At 41.3% G+C, this 17,581-nt stretch carries 19 protein-coding genes and 1 tRNA gene; 14 read left to right on the forward strand and 6 right to left on the reverse strand.

Features of this window, described 5'->3' with window-relative positions:
- Positions 1–80 precede the first annotated feature (80 nt).
- Positions 81–779, reverse strand: a complete 699-nt coding sequence (locus tag QZ327_RS09275; protein WP_294618795.1) for an NAD-dependent deacylase — start codon at positions 777–779, stop codon at positions 81–83.
- A gap of 199 nt (positions 780–978) precedes the next feature.
- Between QZ327_RS09275 and QZ327_RS09280 the strand changes: the two genes are divergently transcribed.
- From QZ327_RS09280 to QZ327_RS09345, 14 genes are all read left to right on the forward strand, one after another.
- Positions 979–1,572, forward strand: coding sequence for an FKBP-type peptidyl-prolyl cis-trans isomerase (locus tag QZ327_RS09280; protein ID WP_294618796.1), 594 nt, complete (start codon positions 979–981; stop codon positions 1,570–1,572).
- A gap of 12 nt (positions 1,573–1,584) precedes the next feature.
- A complete protein-coding gene (locus tag QZ327_RS09285) occupies positions 1,585–2,448 on the forward strand; it encodes an FKBP-type peptidyl-prolyl cis-trans isomerase (protein WP_294618797.1) in 864 nt (287 codons plus the stop codon).
- 248 nt (positions 2,449–2,696) lie between these two features.
- Positions 2,697–3,161: an Lrp/AsnC ligand binding domain-containing protein gene (locus QZ327_RS09290; protein WP_004291634.1), complete on the forward strand. Its 465-nt coding sequence runs from the start codon at positions 2,697–2,699 to the stop codon at positions 3,159–3,161.
- Positions 3,162–3,317: 156 nt separating this feature from the next.
- Complete coding sequence (locus QZ327_RS09295; RefSeq protein ID WP_294618798.1) at positions 3,318–3,629, forward strand: DUF4491 family protein; 312 nt, start codon at positions 3,318–3,320, stop codon at positions 3,627–3,629.
- A 92-nt stretch (positions 3,630–3,721) separates the two neighbouring features.
- Positions 3,722–3,795: transfer RNA gene (locus QZ327_RS09300), tRNA-Ile, on the forward strand.
- Between the two features lie 609 nt (positions 3,796–4,404).
- Positions 4,405–5,898, forward strand: a complete 1,494-nt coding sequence (locus tag QZ327_RS09305) for a tyrosine-type recombinase/integrase (RefSeq protein WP_234119088.1) — start codon at positions 4,405–4,407, stop codon at positions 5,896–5,898.
- A 12-nt stretch (positions 5,899–5,910) separates the two neighbouring features.
- A complete protein-coding gene (locus tag QZ327_RS09310) occupies positions 5,911–7,155 on the forward strand; it encodes a DUF6043 family protein (RefSeq protein WP_234119089.1) in 1,245 nt (414 codons plus the stop codon).
- Between the two features lie 179 nt (positions 7,156–7,334).
- Positions 7,335–7,652 (forward strand): DUF3853 family protein, encoded by a 318-nt coding sequence (locus QZ327_RS09315; RefSeq protein WP_117693687.1) that lies wholly within the window; start codon positions 7,335–7,337, stop codon positions 7,650–7,652.
- Positions 7,653–7,656: 4 nt separating this feature from the next.
- On the forward strand, positions 7,657–9,042 hold the full coding sequence (locus tag QZ327_RS09320) for a virulence-associated E family protein (protein WP_234119091.1): 1,386 nt from the start codon (positions 7,657–7,659) through the stop codon (positions 9,040–9,042).
- Between the two features lie 142 nt (positions 9,043–9,184).
- Positions 9,185–9,532 (forward strand): hypothetical protein, encoded by a 348-nt coding sequence (locus QZ327_RS09325; RefSeq protein ID WP_117693681.1) that lies wholly within the window; start codon positions 9,185–9,187, stop codon positions 9,530–9,532.
- Between the two features lie 50 nt (positions 9,533–9,582).
- Positions 9,583–10,176: a hypothetical protein gene (locus tag QZ327_RS09330; RefSeq protein WP_234119093.1), complete on the forward strand. Its 594-nt coding sequence runs from the start codon at positions 9,583–9,585 to the stop codon at positions 10,174–10,176.
- Between the two features lie 164 nt (positions 10,177–10,340).
- On the forward strand, positions 10,341–10,739 hold the full coding sequence (locus QZ327_RS09335) for a hypothetical protein (RefSeq protein ID WP_117693675.1): 399 nt from the start codon (positions 10,341–10,343) through the stop codon (positions 10,737–10,739).
- 15 nt (positions 10,740–10,754) lie between these two features.
- On the forward strand, positions 10,755–11,966 hold the full coding sequence (locus tag QZ327_RS09340; protein ID WP_234119094.1) for a relaxase/mobilization nuclease domain-containing protein: 1,212 nt from the start codon (positions 10,755–10,757) through the stop codon (positions 11,964–11,966).
- A 24-nt stretch (positions 11,967–11,990) separates the two neighbouring features.
- Complete coding sequence (locus QZ327_RS09345; RefSeq protein ID WP_234119096.1) at positions 11,991–12,533, forward strand: hypothetical protein; 543 nt, start codon at positions 11,991–11,993, stop codon at positions 12,531–12,533.
- Between the two features lie 52 nt (positions 12,534–12,585).
- Here the strand turns inward: QZ327_RS09345 and QZ327_RS09350 are convergent, their stop codons facing one another.
- The 5 genes from QZ327_RS09350 to QZ327_RS09370 form a co-directional block, all read right to left on the reverse strand.
- A complete protein-coding gene (locus QZ327_RS09350; RefSeq protein WP_117693061.1) occupies positions 12,586–13,818 on the reverse strand; it encodes an ImmA/IrrE family metallo-endopeptidase in 1,233 nt (410 codons plus the stop codon).
- Positions 13,819–13,974: 156 nt separating this feature from the next.
- Positions 13,975–14,997 (reverse strand): helix-turn-helix domain-containing protein, encoded by a 1,023-nt coding sequence (locus tag QZ327_RS09355; RefSeq protein WP_117693058.1) that lies wholly within the window; start codon positions 14,995–14,997, stop codon positions 13,975–13,977.
- A 2-nt stretch (positions 14,998–14,999) separates the two neighbouring features.
- Positions 15,000–16,079: a restriction endonuclease, SacI family gene (locus tag QZ327_RS09360; protein WP_104405764.1), complete on the reverse strand. Its 1,080-nt coding sequence runs from the start codon at positions 16,077–16,079 to the stop codon at positions 15,000–15,002.
- On the reverse strand, positions 16,066–17,199 hold the full coding sequence (locus QZ327_RS09365) for a DNA cytosine methyltransferase (protein ID WP_104405765.1): 1,134 nt from the start codon (positions 17,197–17,199) through the stop codon (positions 16,066–16,068). The genes QZ327_RS09360 and QZ327_RS09365 overlap by 14 nt, the downstream gene beginning before the upstream one ends.
- A complete protein-coding gene (locus QZ327_RS09370) occupies positions 17,196–17,405 on the reverse strand; it encodes a helix-turn-helix transcriptional regulator (RefSeq protein WP_104405766.1) in 210 nt (69 codons plus the stop codon). The genes QZ327_RS09365 and QZ327_RS09370 overlap by 4 nt, the downstream gene beginning before the upstream one ends.
- Between the last annotated feature and the right edge of the window lie 176 nt (positions 17,406–17,581).

Here is a 17,581-nt window from a genome sequence, read left to right on the forward strand (position 1 = left end):
AAAACAACTCACGAACCGTATATAGGTGTCACAAAAGGCATCTGTAGTCTCCTGAAATCAAGTAAAAAGATGCCGCAGAATCAGACTCCGAGCAGTGTAACCAACTCCCGTACCCCTTCCGAAGCTCCCTTTTGGATGACGTGCACCGGCCGCACGGAATGCACGTCTACCGGCTTGGGGTCTATCAGATAGACCTCGGCATCGCGGGGCACGTAGTGCAGCAATCCCGCCGCCGGATAGACGTTCATCGACGTGCCGATGATGACAAACACATCCGCCTGCTCCACGTATCCGATGGCTGTCTCAATTGCCGGCACCGCCTCGCCGAACCACACGATGAACGGACGGAGCTGCGAACCGTCGCCTGCCTTGTCGCCCAGACGCACGTCATACTCGTCCGGACGCAGTTCCTTTATGTAGTTTGGATTATAGGGATCGCGGCTGGAGCAGACCTTCGTCAGCTCGCCGTGCAGGTGTATCACCCGCGTGCTTCCGGCACGCTCGTGCAGATTGTCCACATTCTGCGTGACGACCGTCACATTGAAATCCTTCTCCAGCCCGGCAAGCCCGATGTGCCCGGCATTCGGCTCCACATCCAGCAACTGCTTACGGCGCTCGTTGTAAAAGTTGATGACCAACTCCGGATTACGGGCATATCCCTCAGGGGTAGCCACCTGCTCCACCGGATACTTGTCCCACAGTCCGCCTGCATCGCGGAACGTACTGATACCACTCTCGGCGCTCATACCCGCGCCAGACAAAACCACTAAATTCTTCATCTTTTATATCTCCTTAAGATTCATATGACCACAACAAAAGTAATAAATACAACCGGAAAGGGAATAGTTATTTTCGCTTACTAAGATTTTTTAATCCGTAAAAAACAGAATCATTCAAATAAAAGACGTACTTTTGCCACTCATAAATTTGCAATAGGCTGGAAAAGAAACCGTTTTCAGCTGCCAACAAAAACAATTTATGGATAAATTCAGTTACGCTATCGGCCTTGGAATAGGTCAAAATCTTTTAAGTATGGGCGCTAAGGGCATCGAAGTAGATGACTTTGCACAAGCAATCAAAGATGTGTTGGAAGGCAACCAAACGGTAATCAGCCACACGGAAGCCCGCGAAATAGTAAACAAATACTTCGAAGAACTGGAACAGAAAATGAACGCCGCCAACATCGAAGCCGGCAAGAAGTTCCTTGAAGAGAACAAAAAACGCCCGGAAGTGATTACACTGCCCAGCGGACTCCAGTACGAAGTTATCAACGAAGGCAATACAGGCACGTATGCCAAAGCCACCGACCAGGTGCAATGCCACTACGAGGGCACGCTGATTGACGGAACCCTGTTCGACAGCTCCATCAAGCGCGGACAACCTGCCACATTCGGCGTGAACCAAGTAATTCCGGGTTGGGTGGAAGCCTTGCAACTGATGCCCGAAGGCGCCAAATGGAAACTGTATATCCCCAGCGAACTGGCTTACGGCGCACAAGGAGCAGGTGAAATGATTCCGCCGCACAGCACACTCATATTTGAAGTGGAACTACTTAAAGTATTAAATAAATAATTTAAAGGCAAAATGAAAAAAGTAACATTTATGATGGCTCTTGCAGTAGCTGCCGGTCTGGCTTCCTGTACTGCACAAAGTCCGAAAGCAAACCTGAAAACGGACGTTGACTCACTCTCTTACGCTATCGGTATGGCACGTACCGAAGGACTGGACCAATATCTTGCACAACAAGGTATCGACTCTACCCAGATGGCAGACTTCCTGAAAGGCTTCAACGAAGGCGCAAGCAAAATCAATGACAAAGATGTTGCCTACATGGCAGGTCTGCAAATCGGACAGATGGTAAGCAAGCAGTGGGTAGAAGGCTTCAACCAACAGGTTTTCGGTGGAGACTCTACGCAAACTATCAGCCGTGAGAATCTGTTGGCAGGTTTCGTTGCCGGCGTTGTAGGCAAAGGCATCATGACCAAAGAAGAGGCCCAGACTTTCATGCAGACTCAAATGGAGGCAGTAAAAGCCAAAGCAATGGAAAAGAAATATGCCGACAACAAAGCTGCCGGCGAGAAGTTCCTCGAAGAGAACAAAACCAAAGAAGGCGTTGTAACCACTCCGAGCGGACTGCAATACAAAATCATCACCAAAGGTACAGGTGAAATCCCCGCAGACAGCAGCAAAGTGAAAGTGAACTACAAAGGTACGCTGATTGACGGAACTGAGTTCGACAGCTCTTACAAGCGCAACGAACCCGCCACATTCCGCGCCAACCAAGTTATCAAAGGCTGGACGGAAGCCCTCACCATGATGCCTGTAGGTTCTAAGTGGGAACTCTACATCCCGCAGGAACTGGCTTACGGTGCAAGAGAAACCGGCGGTCAGATCAAACCGTTCTCTACGCTGATTTTCGAAGTGGAACTGGTAGAAATCGAAAAATAATACGATAACACAATAAAGTATAAGGCGGTAAAGTGGCAACATTTTACCGCCTTATTGCATTATCATCCCACCACTTTATCACTTCGCCTCCTTCCTGCCACGCTATCACTTTATCACCTTATTGCCCCATCGCTTTAGCGCATTATCACTTTTATTCTTTTTTTCTTCTCATTTTATAGATAAATTAAAATAAAGTCCTATATTTGCTTACTATTTGATAATAACAAGAACTTTACTTATTTACCATTATGGAAAAAATAGACAATCTTGACCGGCAGATTCTGGAAATCATTTCCCAAAACGCCCGTATTCCCTTTAAAGATGTAGCAGCCGAATGCGGTGTATCGCGTGCTGCAATCCATCAACGTGTACAGCGTTTGATTGATTTGGGTGTCATTGTCGGCTCCGGTTACCATGTAAACCCCAAGTCGCTGGGTTACAGAACATGTACTTATGTAGGAATCAAACTGGAAAAAGGTTCCATGTACAAGGCTGTTGTAGCTGAAATGCAAAAAATTCCCGAAATCGTGGAATGCCATTTCACTACCGGTCCATACACCATGCTGACCAAAGTGTACGCCCGCGACAACGAGCACTTGATGGATTTGCTCAACAACAAGATGCAGGAAATCCCCGGTGTGACTGCAACGGAGACTTTAATCTCACTGGAACAGAGTATCAAGAAAGAAATTCCTATTTGCCCGGAGAAGTAAGATAAAAGCTATGGCGGGTGTGTCACAATAAAAAGACCAAGACGCACCCGTATTTTTATCACCTTATCACTTTATAATAGACAATATATCGAATAAGATTTTAGGATACTGATTTTCAACAACCCTGTTCCTTATTCTGTATAAACTCTAATAAATATGGATTCCTTAAACGAATATCACCTGTCGGGACTTGTAATCGGCATCTGCACGTTCCTTATCATAGGCATCTTCCACCCCATAGTAATAAAAGCCGAATACTATTGGGGCACTAAGTGTTGGTGGATTTTTCTATTGTCGGGGATTGGCGGTGTCATTGCTTCATTATATACCGAGAATATCCTGATAGCATCTCTTCTTGGAGTATTTGCCTTTTCATCATTCTGGACTATCAAAGAGGTCTTTGAGCAAGAAGAACGGGTAAAAAAAGGCTGGTTTCCCAAGAACCCCAAACGGACATATAAGTTCTGAATGAAAAGACTTTCGTATTTTCTCTTGAAATGCTTGCATATCTCAAGAGAAAATACTACTTTTGTCCCCGCTATCCGAGATAAGGATACACCGGACTTGTAGCTCAGTTGGTTAGAGCAACAGACTCATAATCTGGAGGTCCCTGGTTCAAGCCCAGGCTGGTCCACTTTAAAAATCAAGGAGTTACGAATTTCGCAACTCCTTTTTTCTTGCCTTTGCGTAAACAATGCGTAAACAAACTGTTTGAGTTGGCGTGTTTTATACATAGAATTTCTATGATGCTCCATGCAATCCTGTAACATCTTTACCAATAGATTTTGTTATTGTGACTGCATTTTATGATTAAATAGACTCAAATATCTTCCATTTGTATGTGATTTACAGAATAATGTTTTAACTTTGCAAATGCAATGCATTTATGGCGAGCCATGACCAAATGGTGCTCTTTCTTGAAAAAGAAAAGTGAGTTTGCCTAACCATCGTGGGAGGATTATCCCATTCCGATGAATCGAAGCGTAGAGGGAGTATTAGTCGGAGAATACTCTATTTCAAAACGAAACGTGAGAGTTGCTTCAGGGGTTGAGACCGATTAGCAGAAGCCCGGTTACCAGTCAGCGACAGAAGATAACGAGATTGCACCGCTGCATATAACGACAATGTTTTATCCGTCAAAGGATAGGGACTCAGTGGTTATATGCAGCGTTTTGTATATGTACGCCTCACATTGCAAAGCGGCTGTATTCAGAGGTTATGTTGAACATAAACAATGAATGCAATGGAAAAATTAACCAAGTCATTGCCACTTTTCAAAGAGCGTAACTGTTCTGTCTCTATTGTGTTGGATTCACGTACTCGCAGGAAAAATGCGTATGAGTTCCCTTTATCCCTACGCTTCACGATAGACCGCAAGTTCTTCTACTTTACAGTTGGAAGTTCTTTTACTGAGAAAAAGTTCTCGGACATCTGCAATGCGACGAAATGTAAAAGCGAGAACTACAAACTTCAGAAGGAGTGGAAAGATACCGTTGCCCCTAAGTACAAAGAAATCTTGATGAATCTGAACAAAGGCGGCATCCTGACATTTGAGATGGTACGTCAATGTATCATGGGTGAAGAAGTGGTGCTATCTAAAGAGGACACAACCCAATCACAATCCTTTATTAGTATATGGGAGCAAATCATTCACGAGTTGCGTACAGAAGACGGAGGAGCACGTTTCACCACGGCAGAGAGTTATGAGTGTTCTCTCAAATCATTCAGAAAGATTCTTGGAGAAAATGCAATTAAGGGCTTCTGTATCTGTGCGGCAGAACTTCAGAAGTGGAAGGATGGTATGCACAATGGAGTAAAAGACGAAAATGGTGCGATTGTCGGAAAAATCAGTGACACTACGGCCGGTATCTATTTGCGTTGTTGCCGTGCCGTATGGAACAGGTGTGTACATGAGGGCTACCTCAAAGATGTTCCCTATCCTTTTTCCAACAAAAAAGAGAAAGGACTTGTGAGCATTCCAAAGAGTGCAAAGCGCAAGCAGAGCTTCTTGAACGTAAATCAGATGACGGAACTATACAACCTTTTCGTATCAAAGAAGTATCCAGAACATTGGTCGGAAGAATATGTGCAACGTGCGCATTATTCATTGGGATTATTTCTTGCTCAATACTTATGTAACGGTTTCAACATGGCTGATGCAGGCCGCTTGACCTATAATAGTTATTATTATCAGACAAATGGCAAAGCTTTCCGCTTCAATCGAAAGAAAACATCCCGACGGAGTGCTGACGGCTCAGAGGTAATAGTCCCTATCATCCTTCCCTTACGATATATCTTGGATGAGATAGCCGCACCTCCGACTCGGGACGGTTTTGTGTTCCCCGATATATTAAAAGGAGCGGAAACGGAAGGGTTACGCCGCAAATACACTATGCAAGAGAACTCAAACGTGAAAGACCGCGTCATTAAGATTTGCCATGAGGCATTGAATTGGGACAAGTCCATCTGTCCGTCCGGCACATGGTGCCGACACTCGTTTGCTACTAATCTACATAATGCCGGAGTGGATATGGATTATATCTCTGAAAGCATGGGGCATTCAACTTCTGATCATGCCATTACCCAAATCTACATTGAGCATTATCCTCTTGATATACAGATACAGAACAATTCGAAGTTGTTAAACTTGGAGAATTCTTCTGAAAGGGATGTCCTATTGGCGAAGTTGGCGAGTATGTCCACAGAAGAATTGCTCAAACTGTTCAGACAACCTTAATCCGTAATGCTGATGATAAACTTCATAGAAAGGATAAAATCCTATTCCAAAAGAAAGGATACTGCTGATATGGCTATACGTGCATGGAAATCGGCCAATGAGGAAGTGTATGCCAACTTTTGTAAGCGCATGGATGCTGTGGCTAAAGGCGATATATCTGTTCTGATAGATATGTATCTGATGATGCGTGACTGCGTTCCACCCGAAGCCCTGATGATGTATAACTGGCTCTCTGATTTTGTGAACAGCAAGGATGTAACAGCCATCACGAACCAACAATGGGCTGGTCAATATACCGAGACCATTGCCCAATGTATCACCAACAAGCGTTTGTGGATAGGTGTCAATATCAAAATGGGGACAATAGAACTGCTTACATCGCCAAAGTCAGAGCTGCTGATGGTTCATTCTGAAACGCCTATTGAAATATGGAATCGTCTGCCGCAGGAGTTAAGGTCCTACTTGATTGGGCAATTAGATATGTTCATGAGAAACAGCAAAGGATGTTATCTGTTGAGCAAACTGGAAAGAAAAATGGTTTATCAGTTCCTGACCTATATCTCTCAAATTATTTTCCTCTCTTATGCGGTGTTCATTAGCGGGTTCATGGCTAATCTCTATGACCGTGTAATGGAAAAGAAAGAGGACTTGGCTTATTGCATGTATCATTTTGTAGTGTTTGACCATGGTCTGTCCCGTATGGCCAAGTTGCTTAATCGTCTGCTGAACAGTGAAGAGGTTAACCATGGTGATATGCTTTTAGTAAAGTCATGCGTTACCCTGCTTGTCAATGGAAGTATAGAGATGGGCGCAGAAACCAAAGCAGACTGGGAAGATACTATAGAAAACTGTACCCCGGAAATCTGGAAGGAGGTGATGTTTGCCTTACGAAAAGTAAAAGGCAGGCGAGGCAATAGAAAGGTGATACAATCGTTGGATGATATTCTTTTGGGCGACAAGAAACGTATCAAGCAGGGTATTCGTTTGTTTCTTGAAGAGAATACAGAGGACATAAGTCTTGCCTATCTGTTGAAATCATTGGTAAAATCCGGCAAAATAAAAGCGTCCACAAGATACATGACATTCCACCGTGCCATAGAACAGCTCTCTCAACAACATTACGGGCACGATATACCGCAGAAGCGATACGGGGAAATCAAGGAACTTACTTTGAACTCGCCCCAAAGAGGAAGCAGTTACACCAAAGCAAAACGGATAATAGACCGATGGACGGATTATTTTGTAAATAACGGGTAGTTGGGAAATTCAGCTATCCGTATTTACTTTGCAAACAACTGTTGTAATTCGGTCGGTTAAATTAAGGTATAAATAAACCGACCAACACACAGAGTTTCATACACTACCTTTGCTTGCGAAATTGGTTTCACAGAGTTGAACCGAGGCTTAAAGTATTTAATCATCAAACAAGTAAAGATATGGAAGAAAAACTCAATTTTACCCAACTACTCCAAAAGCCCATCGCCATGATGACGGGAGAAGAGCTTTGCTTTCTCATCACCAGAAGTGTGGAGAGTACAGAAACTGCCACTCCCCAAGTGGCATCCAAAGGCAACTACTATGGCATAGAGGGTATCGCCCGTGTGTTCGGCTGTAGTGTACCCACTGCCAATCGCATTAAGAAGAGCGGCATCATAGACAAAGCCATCACGCAGATAGGACGAAAAATCGTAGTGGATGCAGACCTTGCATTGGCTTTGGCAAAGGAATCTGGTGGCATCCATATCAAAGAATAGTGGTATGGAAGAGAATTGGAAAAAGAATCTGGCAACAGACAGTTACGGGAATCCGGCTCGTTCCATCAGCAATCTCCGGCTTATTTTCACACTAGATGAGAATCTTAGTCAGATAAGATACGACACTTTTTGCCAAGACGATGTATGTTTCAACCCTTTGTTCTGCAATGTCAACGGCAACAAGATTGATGAAGAATCAGCAGGAAAGATACAAGACTACTTGGAAAGAACATACAGAATACGCCTGACGCAGAATAAGGTATTTGAGATACTGAAGACCACTTCTTCTGAACGGAGTTTCAATCCTGTACAGGAATTCATCGCACAAGAGACATGGGACGGACAACTTCGCATAGCCACAACCATCATAGATTATCTTGGAGCGGATGACACTCCGCTTGTCAGGGAACAAACGAAAATATGGTTTGTGGCAGCAGTAACCAGGGTATTCAGCCCTGGTTGCAAGTTTGACAACGTTCTGACCTTGCCAGGTCCGCAAGGCATTGGGAAAAGTACCTTTTTCAAAGCCATCAGTGGAAGATGGTTCAACGATTCATTCTCTTTTGCCAGTGGTGACAAGGAGAAAGTGGAAACCATAACCAATGGCTGGATTATTGAAATCAGTGAGTTGAATGGTTTGAAACGGGCGAATGACGCGGAAGCTGCCAAGGCTTTTCTAAGCCGTTGCAGTGATTATATGCGTCCGGCTTATGGACATAAAGTAGTGGAGTTCATGCGACATAATGTTTTTGCGGCTACCACCAATGAGGCAAACTTCCTGCAAGGAGACAATGGAAACCGCCGATGGTGGATTATCCCGGTCAAAGGCAATGGTCATGTGTCGGATTGGCTGGATAAACTACTGTGTTCCGTTCCTCAGCTTTGGGCAGAGGCATACGCCTATTATCGACAAGGAATGAAACTCTACTTGTCACCGGATATGGAGAATAAGGCCAACGAGGTGCAGATGCAACATTCCAACATTCTTGTTGACCCAATCATGGAGGACATAGAAATGTATCTGGAACGTGAGGTTCCCATTCAATATGCAAGCTGGATGATTCCGACACGACTGGCTTATCAGAAAGGAGCATACTCAGAGCCAAATTCCACAATGACCTCACTCAACATGGTTTGCGCCCGGCAAATTATAGAGGAACTGCCCAATGACTTGGTCAGACGAAATCCGTCCAAATACACTTCACAATACATCAACCGTCTGATGTCCATGTTTCCCAATTGGAAACGGAGTGAACTGGAGAAGGTCAAGGGGCTGCATCCTGCCTATTGCGACAAGACGGGACGGACGAAATATCCATGGGTGAGGGTGGACGCTCCAAGTGAAGAGTCCTGCGCGACACTGCCAAGTGAACAGGAATTGCCATTCTAATTTTAAAATAAGGGAAAAGAAAGAACTAATGTCCTTATGTCCCCTTGTCCCTTTTGCCCTCAAAAAAGAATAAAAACAGGAAGTAAACAAAATAGAAAGTTATTAAAAACGCTTGGGACACGGGACAATATAAACCAACAATATGAGGAAAGAAGAACTTATCAAACAGCTACAAGAACGTGACCCTTTGCTGGCAAATGCGGTCAGCCACATGGTTACGTATGTTCAAGACCGTTACCCTTCCACCTTTCCAAGTAAGGAGCAGACCGAAACGGTGAACAATTACCTGCGAAGTGTCCATGCCGATGGAGACGGAAGTATATCAGAACGGAATTGTGAACATCGGCGTATTGCGTCACAGAACATTACCATTGCCGCCATCCATGTATTGGACGGCCAACAACTGGACAGGCTACAAAACGTACTTGATCACATCGCATACGACAAGGAATATTATATGCCGGAGAGAGGTTACGGTATGCACCGCTGACTTTCTCTTTTGGCTGCACCATTTATAAACCATCTCAAATTATACAGACGATGAAAACAGATTTGAACTATTGTATAGTGCTTTCGTCAGAGCAACTTGCGTATCTGGCAGGAAGCAAATACGGCATTGACCGTATGAAGATATTGCACCAACTTATTGAAGCGGCTGTGTTGGAAGAAAACGACTATGCCATAAAAGGATTTTCCACAACCTTACAAGTGGGGCAAGCCATCCTTTCGGAAGTGGATTTGTCCTGCAAGTTAGGCTATGACAAAAAGACCATATCCCGCGTACTTGACAAGATGAACCAGTTAGGAATTGTCACATCCACGCAGAGTAATCGCACAAGCATCCACACGCTGAAATGTATATCAGCATGGATGTTGGATGGCAACCGAATAGACAATCCTTTCTATGTTCGACTAAAAGACCGGCAAGAAAAAGGAGAGGATGATTGCAGGCAAACAGAAGCAACGAATGAGGGGTACGTTTCCGATTCAGATTTTTCCTTCGCAGGCAAAATGCCTGTTATATCAGATAATGGAGAAATACCTTCTTCCCTTATTTCTGTTTCTTCACAGTCTACGGCAGAGGAAGAATCCAACGAGGATATTTCTGCGGATAGCCCAACATCATCATATTAGAAATGCGGTGGAGCCTATGTTCTCGTGTGGGGTCTTGCAAGAAGTTCCTATGTCGCACAAATTTGCTTCGCTTATTCGTACCACATAGGCGTATTCCGGCAGTCGCAAGCTCCCACCGTGTTGTCCCTTTTTAGATTGATGTCTCACCCATAACATAACAAAACATGAAGAAGAAAAAGATTACCAACAAAGATGTTGATGAAAAAAATAACAAGAAAGTTACGAGGCGCACCTTGCGACTTGAAGCCAGAGTAACGGAGCAGGAATACACCCAAGCGAAAGAACTTGCCAAAACCTGCGGTTTGTCCATGAGTAACTATGTACGTCGCACAGCCTTAGGGCAGCATCCACGGCAACGGCTGACTGACCGTGAGGTAGAAGCCTTGTGCAGCCTGACGGATGCAAGGGGCGACCTTATCCGTATTGCGGCAGCAGTAAAGTCCATTCAAGCGGATAAACGTGCAATGTATTTCAGCGATACCCGGTTTGTGGAACAATGGATGAGAGCTGCCACGCAACTAATCAACCGCTGGAGCCAAATAGAGAATTATCTTACCGAATAAAATTCCTTACCCGTTATGATAGCAAAAGCCAGTACCATACCGCATGGCGCAAATGCCATAAGATATTCCGTCAATAAAGACAGAGCGGATATAGTCAAAGCCAACCTATTGCCCGATGATATTTCACCGGAAGCAATGTACGGTCGGATGATGCTCGTGCAGAAGATGTTTGCCGAGAAAATCAACAAGGGCAGACCTCTTGGCAGAAATGTGATAAGAATTGAAATTTCCCCATCCGAAGAAGAGAGCCGGAACTGGACAATGGATGACTGGACACGTTTGGCAGATGAGTTCATCCGGGTATTCGATTCCATAGACCTTTCTGAAAAGACCCAACGAGCTTCCTCAAAGCAAACCAATCTCAAAGGTTCGCAATACATAGCCGCCCTGCATCGTGATTCTAAAAGTGGCATTCTTCACCTGCACATTGATGCCAACCGTGTGGATATGAATGGAAAAATAAATGATAGCCATAAGATTGGCGAGAGGGCAGTCATGGCTGCGAATATCATCAACGAAAAACGAGGATGGGTACAGTCCAAAGAAATCGGCATACGGCACAGGCAGGAAATCTCAAAATGTTGCATGGAGATACTTCGTACAATGGACAAATTCAGTTGGCGACAATATGAAATGGAACTGACAAAACGGGGTTACAAAGTACACATACAAGAAAATGATAAGGGAAAGGTTTATGGTTATTCAGTCAAACGGGGTAACTCAAATTATAAATCATCCGTGTTGGGTATCGGGAGAAATCTGACTCCATCAAAGATAGAGGCTACTTGGGCAAAACTGCATCAGCAGGAAAGGAAATCCGAGCCAACAAATTCTATTCTCCAACAAACACGGACAGCCAACGTTGATTCTGTTGTACAACCCAAGATGGCTCCACAGCCTGCTATAAGGCACTATGATATAGCAACAGACGAATATCACAGCTACCATGTGGAGATACCCGAGGTCGCTGACAATATCATCAGGCAGGAATGTTCTTTGGAGGAAGCTCATCCGTTGGCTAAGATTGAAGAGATACAACACACGGCTCTTTTACTCTTTGCCGGGTATTTGGATGCTGCCACAAGCATGGCGGTTTCAAGTGGTGGTGGCAGCTCTGACACAGGTGACTGGGGAAGAGACAAGGACGAGGATGAACTTGAATGGGCACGCCGCTGTGCAAGAATGGCAAATACTATGTGCAAACGCAGAAAAGGACTTCACAGATAATTTACCTTCTATAAATATAAGAAAATGGGCATAGGAAAATCAAGGGGCACTTCACCTATAAATGTCAATGATATGCTGGAGAAAGTTGAAATCAACCAGCAAATTGAGTCAGAAAAACAAGAAATTGATAAACTTCTCATAGAAATAAGAGAAGCAAAAGAAACGTTGATAAAGTTCAATGAGGATTTGGAGAAAGCCATCGCTGCCGAATGTCACATTGAAGGTGCGCTCAAAGCGGCAGCTGGTAGTTGTGATAATATAGTCAATGGCATCTGCAATGCCATTGTGAAAGCAGAACGAGACACGGAATTCAAGGCAACCATCACTCCCGAGCAGCTTACCGAACTTAGGCAACTCATAGACCATTCTATAAATAGTTGGACTTCAGTGTTGGCAAATCACCGTGCCGAACAAACGAAACTTATTACCGAACATGAATCCAATATGCGCAAAATGCTCAGACGGAATGAAGGCGTTTGGTATTCGGATTTCTGGATGAAAGTCTTGGTGATATTCTTGCTCGTTTATACGGTGGGGGTGGGATTAGTGGTATATTGTGCCACATAAAGTATCATTTGCAACGTAATAACAATAGGAAACAGTTTGGTCAGTCTCCTTTTTACCACCAAGAATTACGTCTCATATGTTCATGTAAAGGATTACAACGTTCTCCTTCTATGTAGAGATTGGCGCGTTTCAAACGAACAATAACCGCTTCTTGAGACACATTAAACTTGGACGATAATGCTCCAACTACTACGTTACAATCTCGTATATTGCATGGTTGATAATCGTGATAAAGTCTACCTGTTGTAATCCAATTTTCTTTGAAAAGCTTATTTACTTCTGCCATGAATGGAATATTAGGCATAAGAAGGTACGATGCAAAGGTGTTAGCCTGATACTCCATTCTACCATAAATTGATTTACTAATAATCGTATTCTTGTCACTTTCTCTGTCTTCAATTGAAAATAAGTTTTCTACGATAGACGAATGTAAAGCTATATGTCCTAATTCATGAGCAATGGTAAAATTTTGACGATGTTTGCTCAATGTTGAATTAATAGTAATTACATGTTCTTTGAAATCGCATTTGCCTAAACAATCTTCTTGCATTTCAACAAAATCAAATTTGTAATTGGGAGCGATTAGAGAGAAACAACGATCTATAAAATTCTCATTTACTAAGTATTTAGTATTTTGCAGAATATCTTCCACTTTTTTACAAATCACATTATCTTCCATAAATGGTATATGTAATGCCTTTGACATCGGAATGCCGCATTCTTGTAATAAATCCGAAACTGTAACAAACGAATTTCCAGAATATACTATTGGATAGCTAGTTGATGCTTCACCAGTTAAAACTTTATGTCCAAATTGATGCTGTTCAAAACTATTTATTTTTCTCCAAATAATCGTTTCCCAATCACTCTGTTCAGACAATACAACTAGTGCAATATTATCACTTTGAGCTAATGTAATCACTTGTTGAGTAAAACCTGCAGACGAAATCATTATACCACGAACTCCTGAACGCGGATAATCAGAAAGATTCCCCACAAACTCACGATATATAGAGTTATCAATCTTTCTTCCGTGATTTTTACATTCAACAACAAGAAGGTTACTCCATGTTTCCTTGTTTGAGTTAGAATATACTTCTATAGTTATATCTGGATTCAACATAACGTCAGGTGCAGTTTTACTGGCATATTGCTTGTGTAAAAAAATCTCGTTATACCGTGATACGCCAGGTATATCTTGATTTTTAATAAGCTCTTTTAATTTCTTGAAAACCAAATTCTCAAAATAATCTCCTTTATGTTGGTTGTTAAATTTTTTCGCCATAAATTCTATCTTAGAACGTTATTACACAAGAATCTGTATGCATATTTTACGTTGTAAACATATCAGAAATATTGCTGACACGGTTTATTTTACAGGTCCAAGGAATACATACAATAGGACTCTGTTTCCATTTACATAAAATTGTGGACTGTGTCATTAGATATTTGGCGCGAAGTGAGGCACATTGTCTATGTACTCTTCCTTACTTTGCTGTTCAATCGTAACTTTCTCCCATTTTATTTCTTTCAATCTTGTAGGTGCATTATCTGCATGAATTTCATATTTGATACACGGCAAATTAACAATTTCTTTAATTTCATCAATACACAATTTTAAAGAATGTTTTCTGTCGCACATACCTGGAAGTATTGGGTCATAACGAGCTGGACCATATAGGGGTCTTCCTAATTCAAAACCGACAACATCCCTAATTGTATTGTCCTCATATATCACAGAATAACCATCCTCTAAGTCATATTCTTTAGACTGTTCTACTATTTGCTGGGGAATATAAATATAGAAATTTACATACTTTGCAAGAATTTGCCCATTATTTACAGCCCGAAATTTTAAGGTGTATTCATATCTCGTACTCCTTTCTTCTATTTTGTTTGCTGTAAAGAGACCAAAAGGAGTTTTATTTTGAGTTACATCTATTTTTGTGACTAACAAAGTGAAATCAATATCAATTATTGGAGTTTTGCTCCGATTCATTACGTCTCTAATTTCATAATCCTCCATAGCCTCTACTGTGGCATTTCTCCTTTTATAATAAACATGTGAAAGCCTATTTTGATGTGCAGTATTGCTGCGAGGTACAGAAACAACATAAAAACCACTTTCTTCGTCATGTGATATATATGTGATTTCCAACCCTTCAATTTTTGGCTGAATATTTGATGATAAAAGTTGAGATAGTTTGTCTTTTGACATTTCTGTATTTGGTATAGGGAGCAATTCTTTAGGTATAGAATTTCCCCCTTCACTCTCTTTTTCTCTTATTCCAAATATAATAGTACCTCCATTGGAATTAGCCAATGCACTAATGTCTTTAGCCAATTCTTCTTTCCATTTTGGATTTTGTTTTGCAAAAGAACCCTTATATTCCAAAACGGTTGATTCTTCTATTTCGTTTTGGATAAGTTTTTGTAAATCATTTATTGTTTTTATCTGCTGCATGATTATAAGCCAAATTCAATTGTACATGTTTTAATCCATTCAATAGTATCATCTTTAGCATTTATCTGTTTGGCATACTCCAATAACAGATGAGCCAATTGATTTATTGAGACATCTCCATTCATAGAATATAGACGCATACGTACAAAATCAAGGATTGATACTACTGAACAAAAATATCCTTTTTTCCCGAGTACAGCTGCCGTTTCATGTACTTCATGCTGTTCAAAGTTAACATGCTTGCCAAATATAAAAAGGCTTTTTTCTATCTGAGCTTGTGCAAATTTTGCAATAGCGTGTTCCACATCTTCTTTTGTAAAGTCTTTATCCTTAACTTCGATAGATGACACCAATTGTTCCGCATTGTCAAAAATGTCAATATCGCCAACCTCCTTTGAAGATGCCCCACTTTCATTAACTTTATGCGGAACCACAGTCTTTGCCCCTTTATAATAAAGGTGTTCTATAGCAGCAACAACTAATGGACACATTTCACCTTCAAATGAGTTTTTAATGAGAGTATTCACATAGTCTAGGATGGATTGAGGATTTGTTTCATCCTCAATCTCCAAATCTGGAATTGAATACTTTTCCTTAACTTCACTATAGATATGTTGCAAGGTATACAAAGCTGACGATAAGTATATCTGTGCTTGTTCCTTTGTTTTGATTTCCGACAAAGTATTTATCATACTTTCAAGAATTTTCGAATCGTTACCACTTCTAACGGCATTAGTCATAGCCAGTCGTTGGAAACGGGCAGGTTTATTCAAGAAGGGTTCGTTTGAACCGCCAAGACTATTAGGGTAAGTACTCCTTTCAAATGGAACTATTACCTTATGACATAGGCTTCTTGCATCATATGCTCCAACGGAGCTATCTTTTGCTTGAAGGCTCAAAATATCAACATCTTTATTGACGCTCTTAGCTAACAATGCCGTAACCAATACATATCTGTATGTCTTATGAGAACCTTTTAGTATAAAATCTATAGAGACTCCAATAGGATCGTTTTGAAATATAGGTTTTTCATTAGTCTTTAGAAGAATCTTTTCCGCCTCTTCTTTATCAATTTTCTGCATAACAAAAATCAAATAAATTATGTTCTTTAGATTGATAAATTACATTTTCATCACCATTAAGAACGTTAATAACCATTGTTGCAACAGCCTTAGCCATATTACATGGAACTGCATTTCCTATTTGAGTATATTTCGATGATTGAGAACCACAGAATTTATATTCTATAGGAAACGTTTGTAAGATTGCTGCTTCTTCCACAGTCATTCTTCTTAAAAAAGAAGGAGCTTCCATAAATGCTGCTTTAGTAGGATCTTTCATAATTTCATCATGGTAAGTTACAATCCAAGGAGCGCAATTTTCATATAGCTCTTTTTCATCAATGATGGGTGTTTTATTTCCTCCCATTGAAGCTGGTAATGTCGCGCTATATCCATCTATACGAGTAGGTCTCCCCAAACCATTAAATAACATACCTGCATAAGGAGACTTGCGCAGTATTGGATTTGATGCCAATGTTATTTTCGCTCTACATGTACTAGGATTGTTGCCGTATCCTGCCTTATCCAACACTTGCAATGCCTCACGAACAGTTGGAGCTTTATGGGAATAGTGCTTTATCATCTTTTCCCAATTTGGCACATTATTACAATTTCCTTTTATTCCAATAACAAAAATTCTCTCCCTAGCTTGTGGCACATCATAGTCAGAAGCATTAAGAATTATAAAATTGACAGAATACCCTAAGTTTCGGAACTCCAATAATAATTTTTCTCTTATCGGTTTCCATTTATCAAGAAGTCCTAAAGCCTTAACATTTTCCATGATGAATGCTTTTGGTTTAACCTTTGAAACAACCTTTACATAGCTCCAAATCAATTGGCTTCTTTTGTCATTTACATCCATCTTTCCTGCCACGGAAAAACCTTGACATGGAGGACCACCAATAACCATATCAACATCTTCAATTCCGTCAAGTCTATTCATGACAGAATTAATATCACCGTTTATAATATGGCTACCAATATTAGTTGAGTATGACATACAAGCTTCTTTCATCATATCATTTGCGAATACGATATGTGCTCCTGCCATAATTGCCCCAATATCCAAACCTCCTGCTCCAGAAAAAAGCGAAATTGTCTTGATTTTGTTGGTATTGTTACGTTCTTTTATAGTCATTGCTTTATATCGTTTATTAAATCCTTAGGACTAATTTCTAATGCTTTGGCTATTTCAACCAATTGTTCAAGTGATGGCTGGGTTTTATTTTGTACCCATCGGCTTATTGTAATATCACTTTTGCCCGTTTTTTCTGCAAGCCAACGGTTTGTCTTATTTTGCTCTGCTAAAGCTATTTTTATTCTGTTAATGTATTCCTTACACATGGCGTATAATCTTATTACGATACAAAATTATCAAAAATCAGCAAAATATAGTCGTTATATGATGATTATTTTCCAAAAACATTCCTATTTTAGATATTTCCTATGTTGATCGGATAAAGTATCGTGAAAGGGTCAGAGTCACCAAACCATTGTCAGAGTGTCTAAGTTTGGTGTCT

Source organism: uncultured Bacteroides sp. (assembly GCF_910578895.1).
GTDB lineage: Bacteria > Bacteroidota > Bacteroidia > Bacteroidales > Bacteroidaceae > Bacteroides.

Bases quoted from the DNA above. Each gene is read 5' to 3' on its own strand.
- QZ327_RS09275 (WP_294618795.1), bottom strand. From the start codon at position 779: ATGAAGAATTTAGTGGTTTTGTCTGGCGCGGGTATGAGCGCCGAGAGT.
- QZ327_RS09320 (WP_234119091.1), top strand. From the start codon at position 7,657: ATGGAAGAGAATTGGAAAAAGAATCTGGCAACAGACAGTTACGGGAAT.
- QZ327_RS09330 (WP_234119093.1), top strand. From the start codon at position 9,583: ATGAAAACAGATTTGAACTATTGTATAGTGCTTTCGTCAGAGCAACTT.
- QZ327_RS09370 (WP_104405766.1), bottom strand. From the start codon at position 17,405: ATGTGTAAGGAATACATTAACAGAATAAAAATAGCTTTAGCAGAGCAA.
- QZ327_RS09335 (WP_117693675.1), top strand. From the start codon at position 10,341: ATGAAGAAGAAAAAGATTACCAACAAAGATGTTGATGAAAAAAATAAC.
- QZ327_RS09310 (WP_234119089.1), top strand. From the start codon at position 5,911: ATGATAAACTTCATAGAAAGGATAAAATCCTATTCCAAAAGAAAGGAT.
- QZ327_RS09340 (WP_234119094.1), top strand. From the start codon at position 10,755: ATGATAGCAAAAGCCAGTACCATACCGCATGGCGCAAATGCCATAAGA.
- QZ327_RS09305 (WP_234119088.1), top strand. From the start codon at position 4,405: ATGGAAAAATTAACCAAGTCATTGCCACTTTTCAAAGAGCGTAACTGT.
- QZ327_RS09365 (WP_104405765.1), bottom strand. From the start codon at position 17,199: ATGACTATAAAAGAACGTAACAATACCAACAAAATCAAGACAATTTCG.
- QZ327_RS09345 (WP_234119096.1), top strand. From the start codon at position 11,991: ATGGGCATAGGAAAATCAAGGGGCACTTCACCTATAAATGTCAATGAT.
- QZ327_RS09355 (WP_117693058.1), bottom strand. From the start codon at position 14,997: ATGCAGCAGATAAAAACAATAAATGATTTACAAAAACTTATCCAAAAC.
- QZ327_RS09325 (WP_117693681.1), top strand. From the start codon at position 9,185: ATGAGGAAAGAAGAACTTATCAAACAGCTACAAGAACGTGACCCTTTG.
- QZ327_RS09315 (WP_117693687.1), top strand. From the start codon at position 7,335: ATGGAAGAAAAACTCAATTTTACCCAACTACTCCAAAAGCCCATCGCC.
- QZ327_RS09360 (WP_104405764.1), bottom strand. From the start codon at position 16,079: ATGCAGAAAATTGATAAAGAAGAGGCGGAAAAGATTCTTCTAAAGACT.
- QZ327_RS09295 (WP_294618798.1), top strand. From the start codon at position 3,318: ATGGATTCCTTAAACGAATATCACCTGTCGGGACTTGTAATCGGCATC.
- QZ327_RS09285 (WP_294618797.1), top strand. From the start codon at position 1,585: ATGAAAAAAGTAACATTTATGATGGCTCTTGCAGTAGCTGCCGGTCTG.
- QZ327_RS09350 (WP_117693061.1), bottom strand. From the start codon at position 13,818: ATGGCGAAAAAATTTAACAACCAACATAAAGGAGATTATTTTGAGAAT.
- QZ327_RS09280 (WP_294618796.1), top strand. From the start codon at position 979: ATGGATAAATTCAGTTACGCTATCGGCCTTGGAATAGGTCAAAATCTT.
- QZ327_RS09290 (WP_004291634.1), top strand. From the start codon at position 2,697: ATGGAAAAAATAGACAATCTTGACCGGCAGATTCTGGAAATCATTTCC.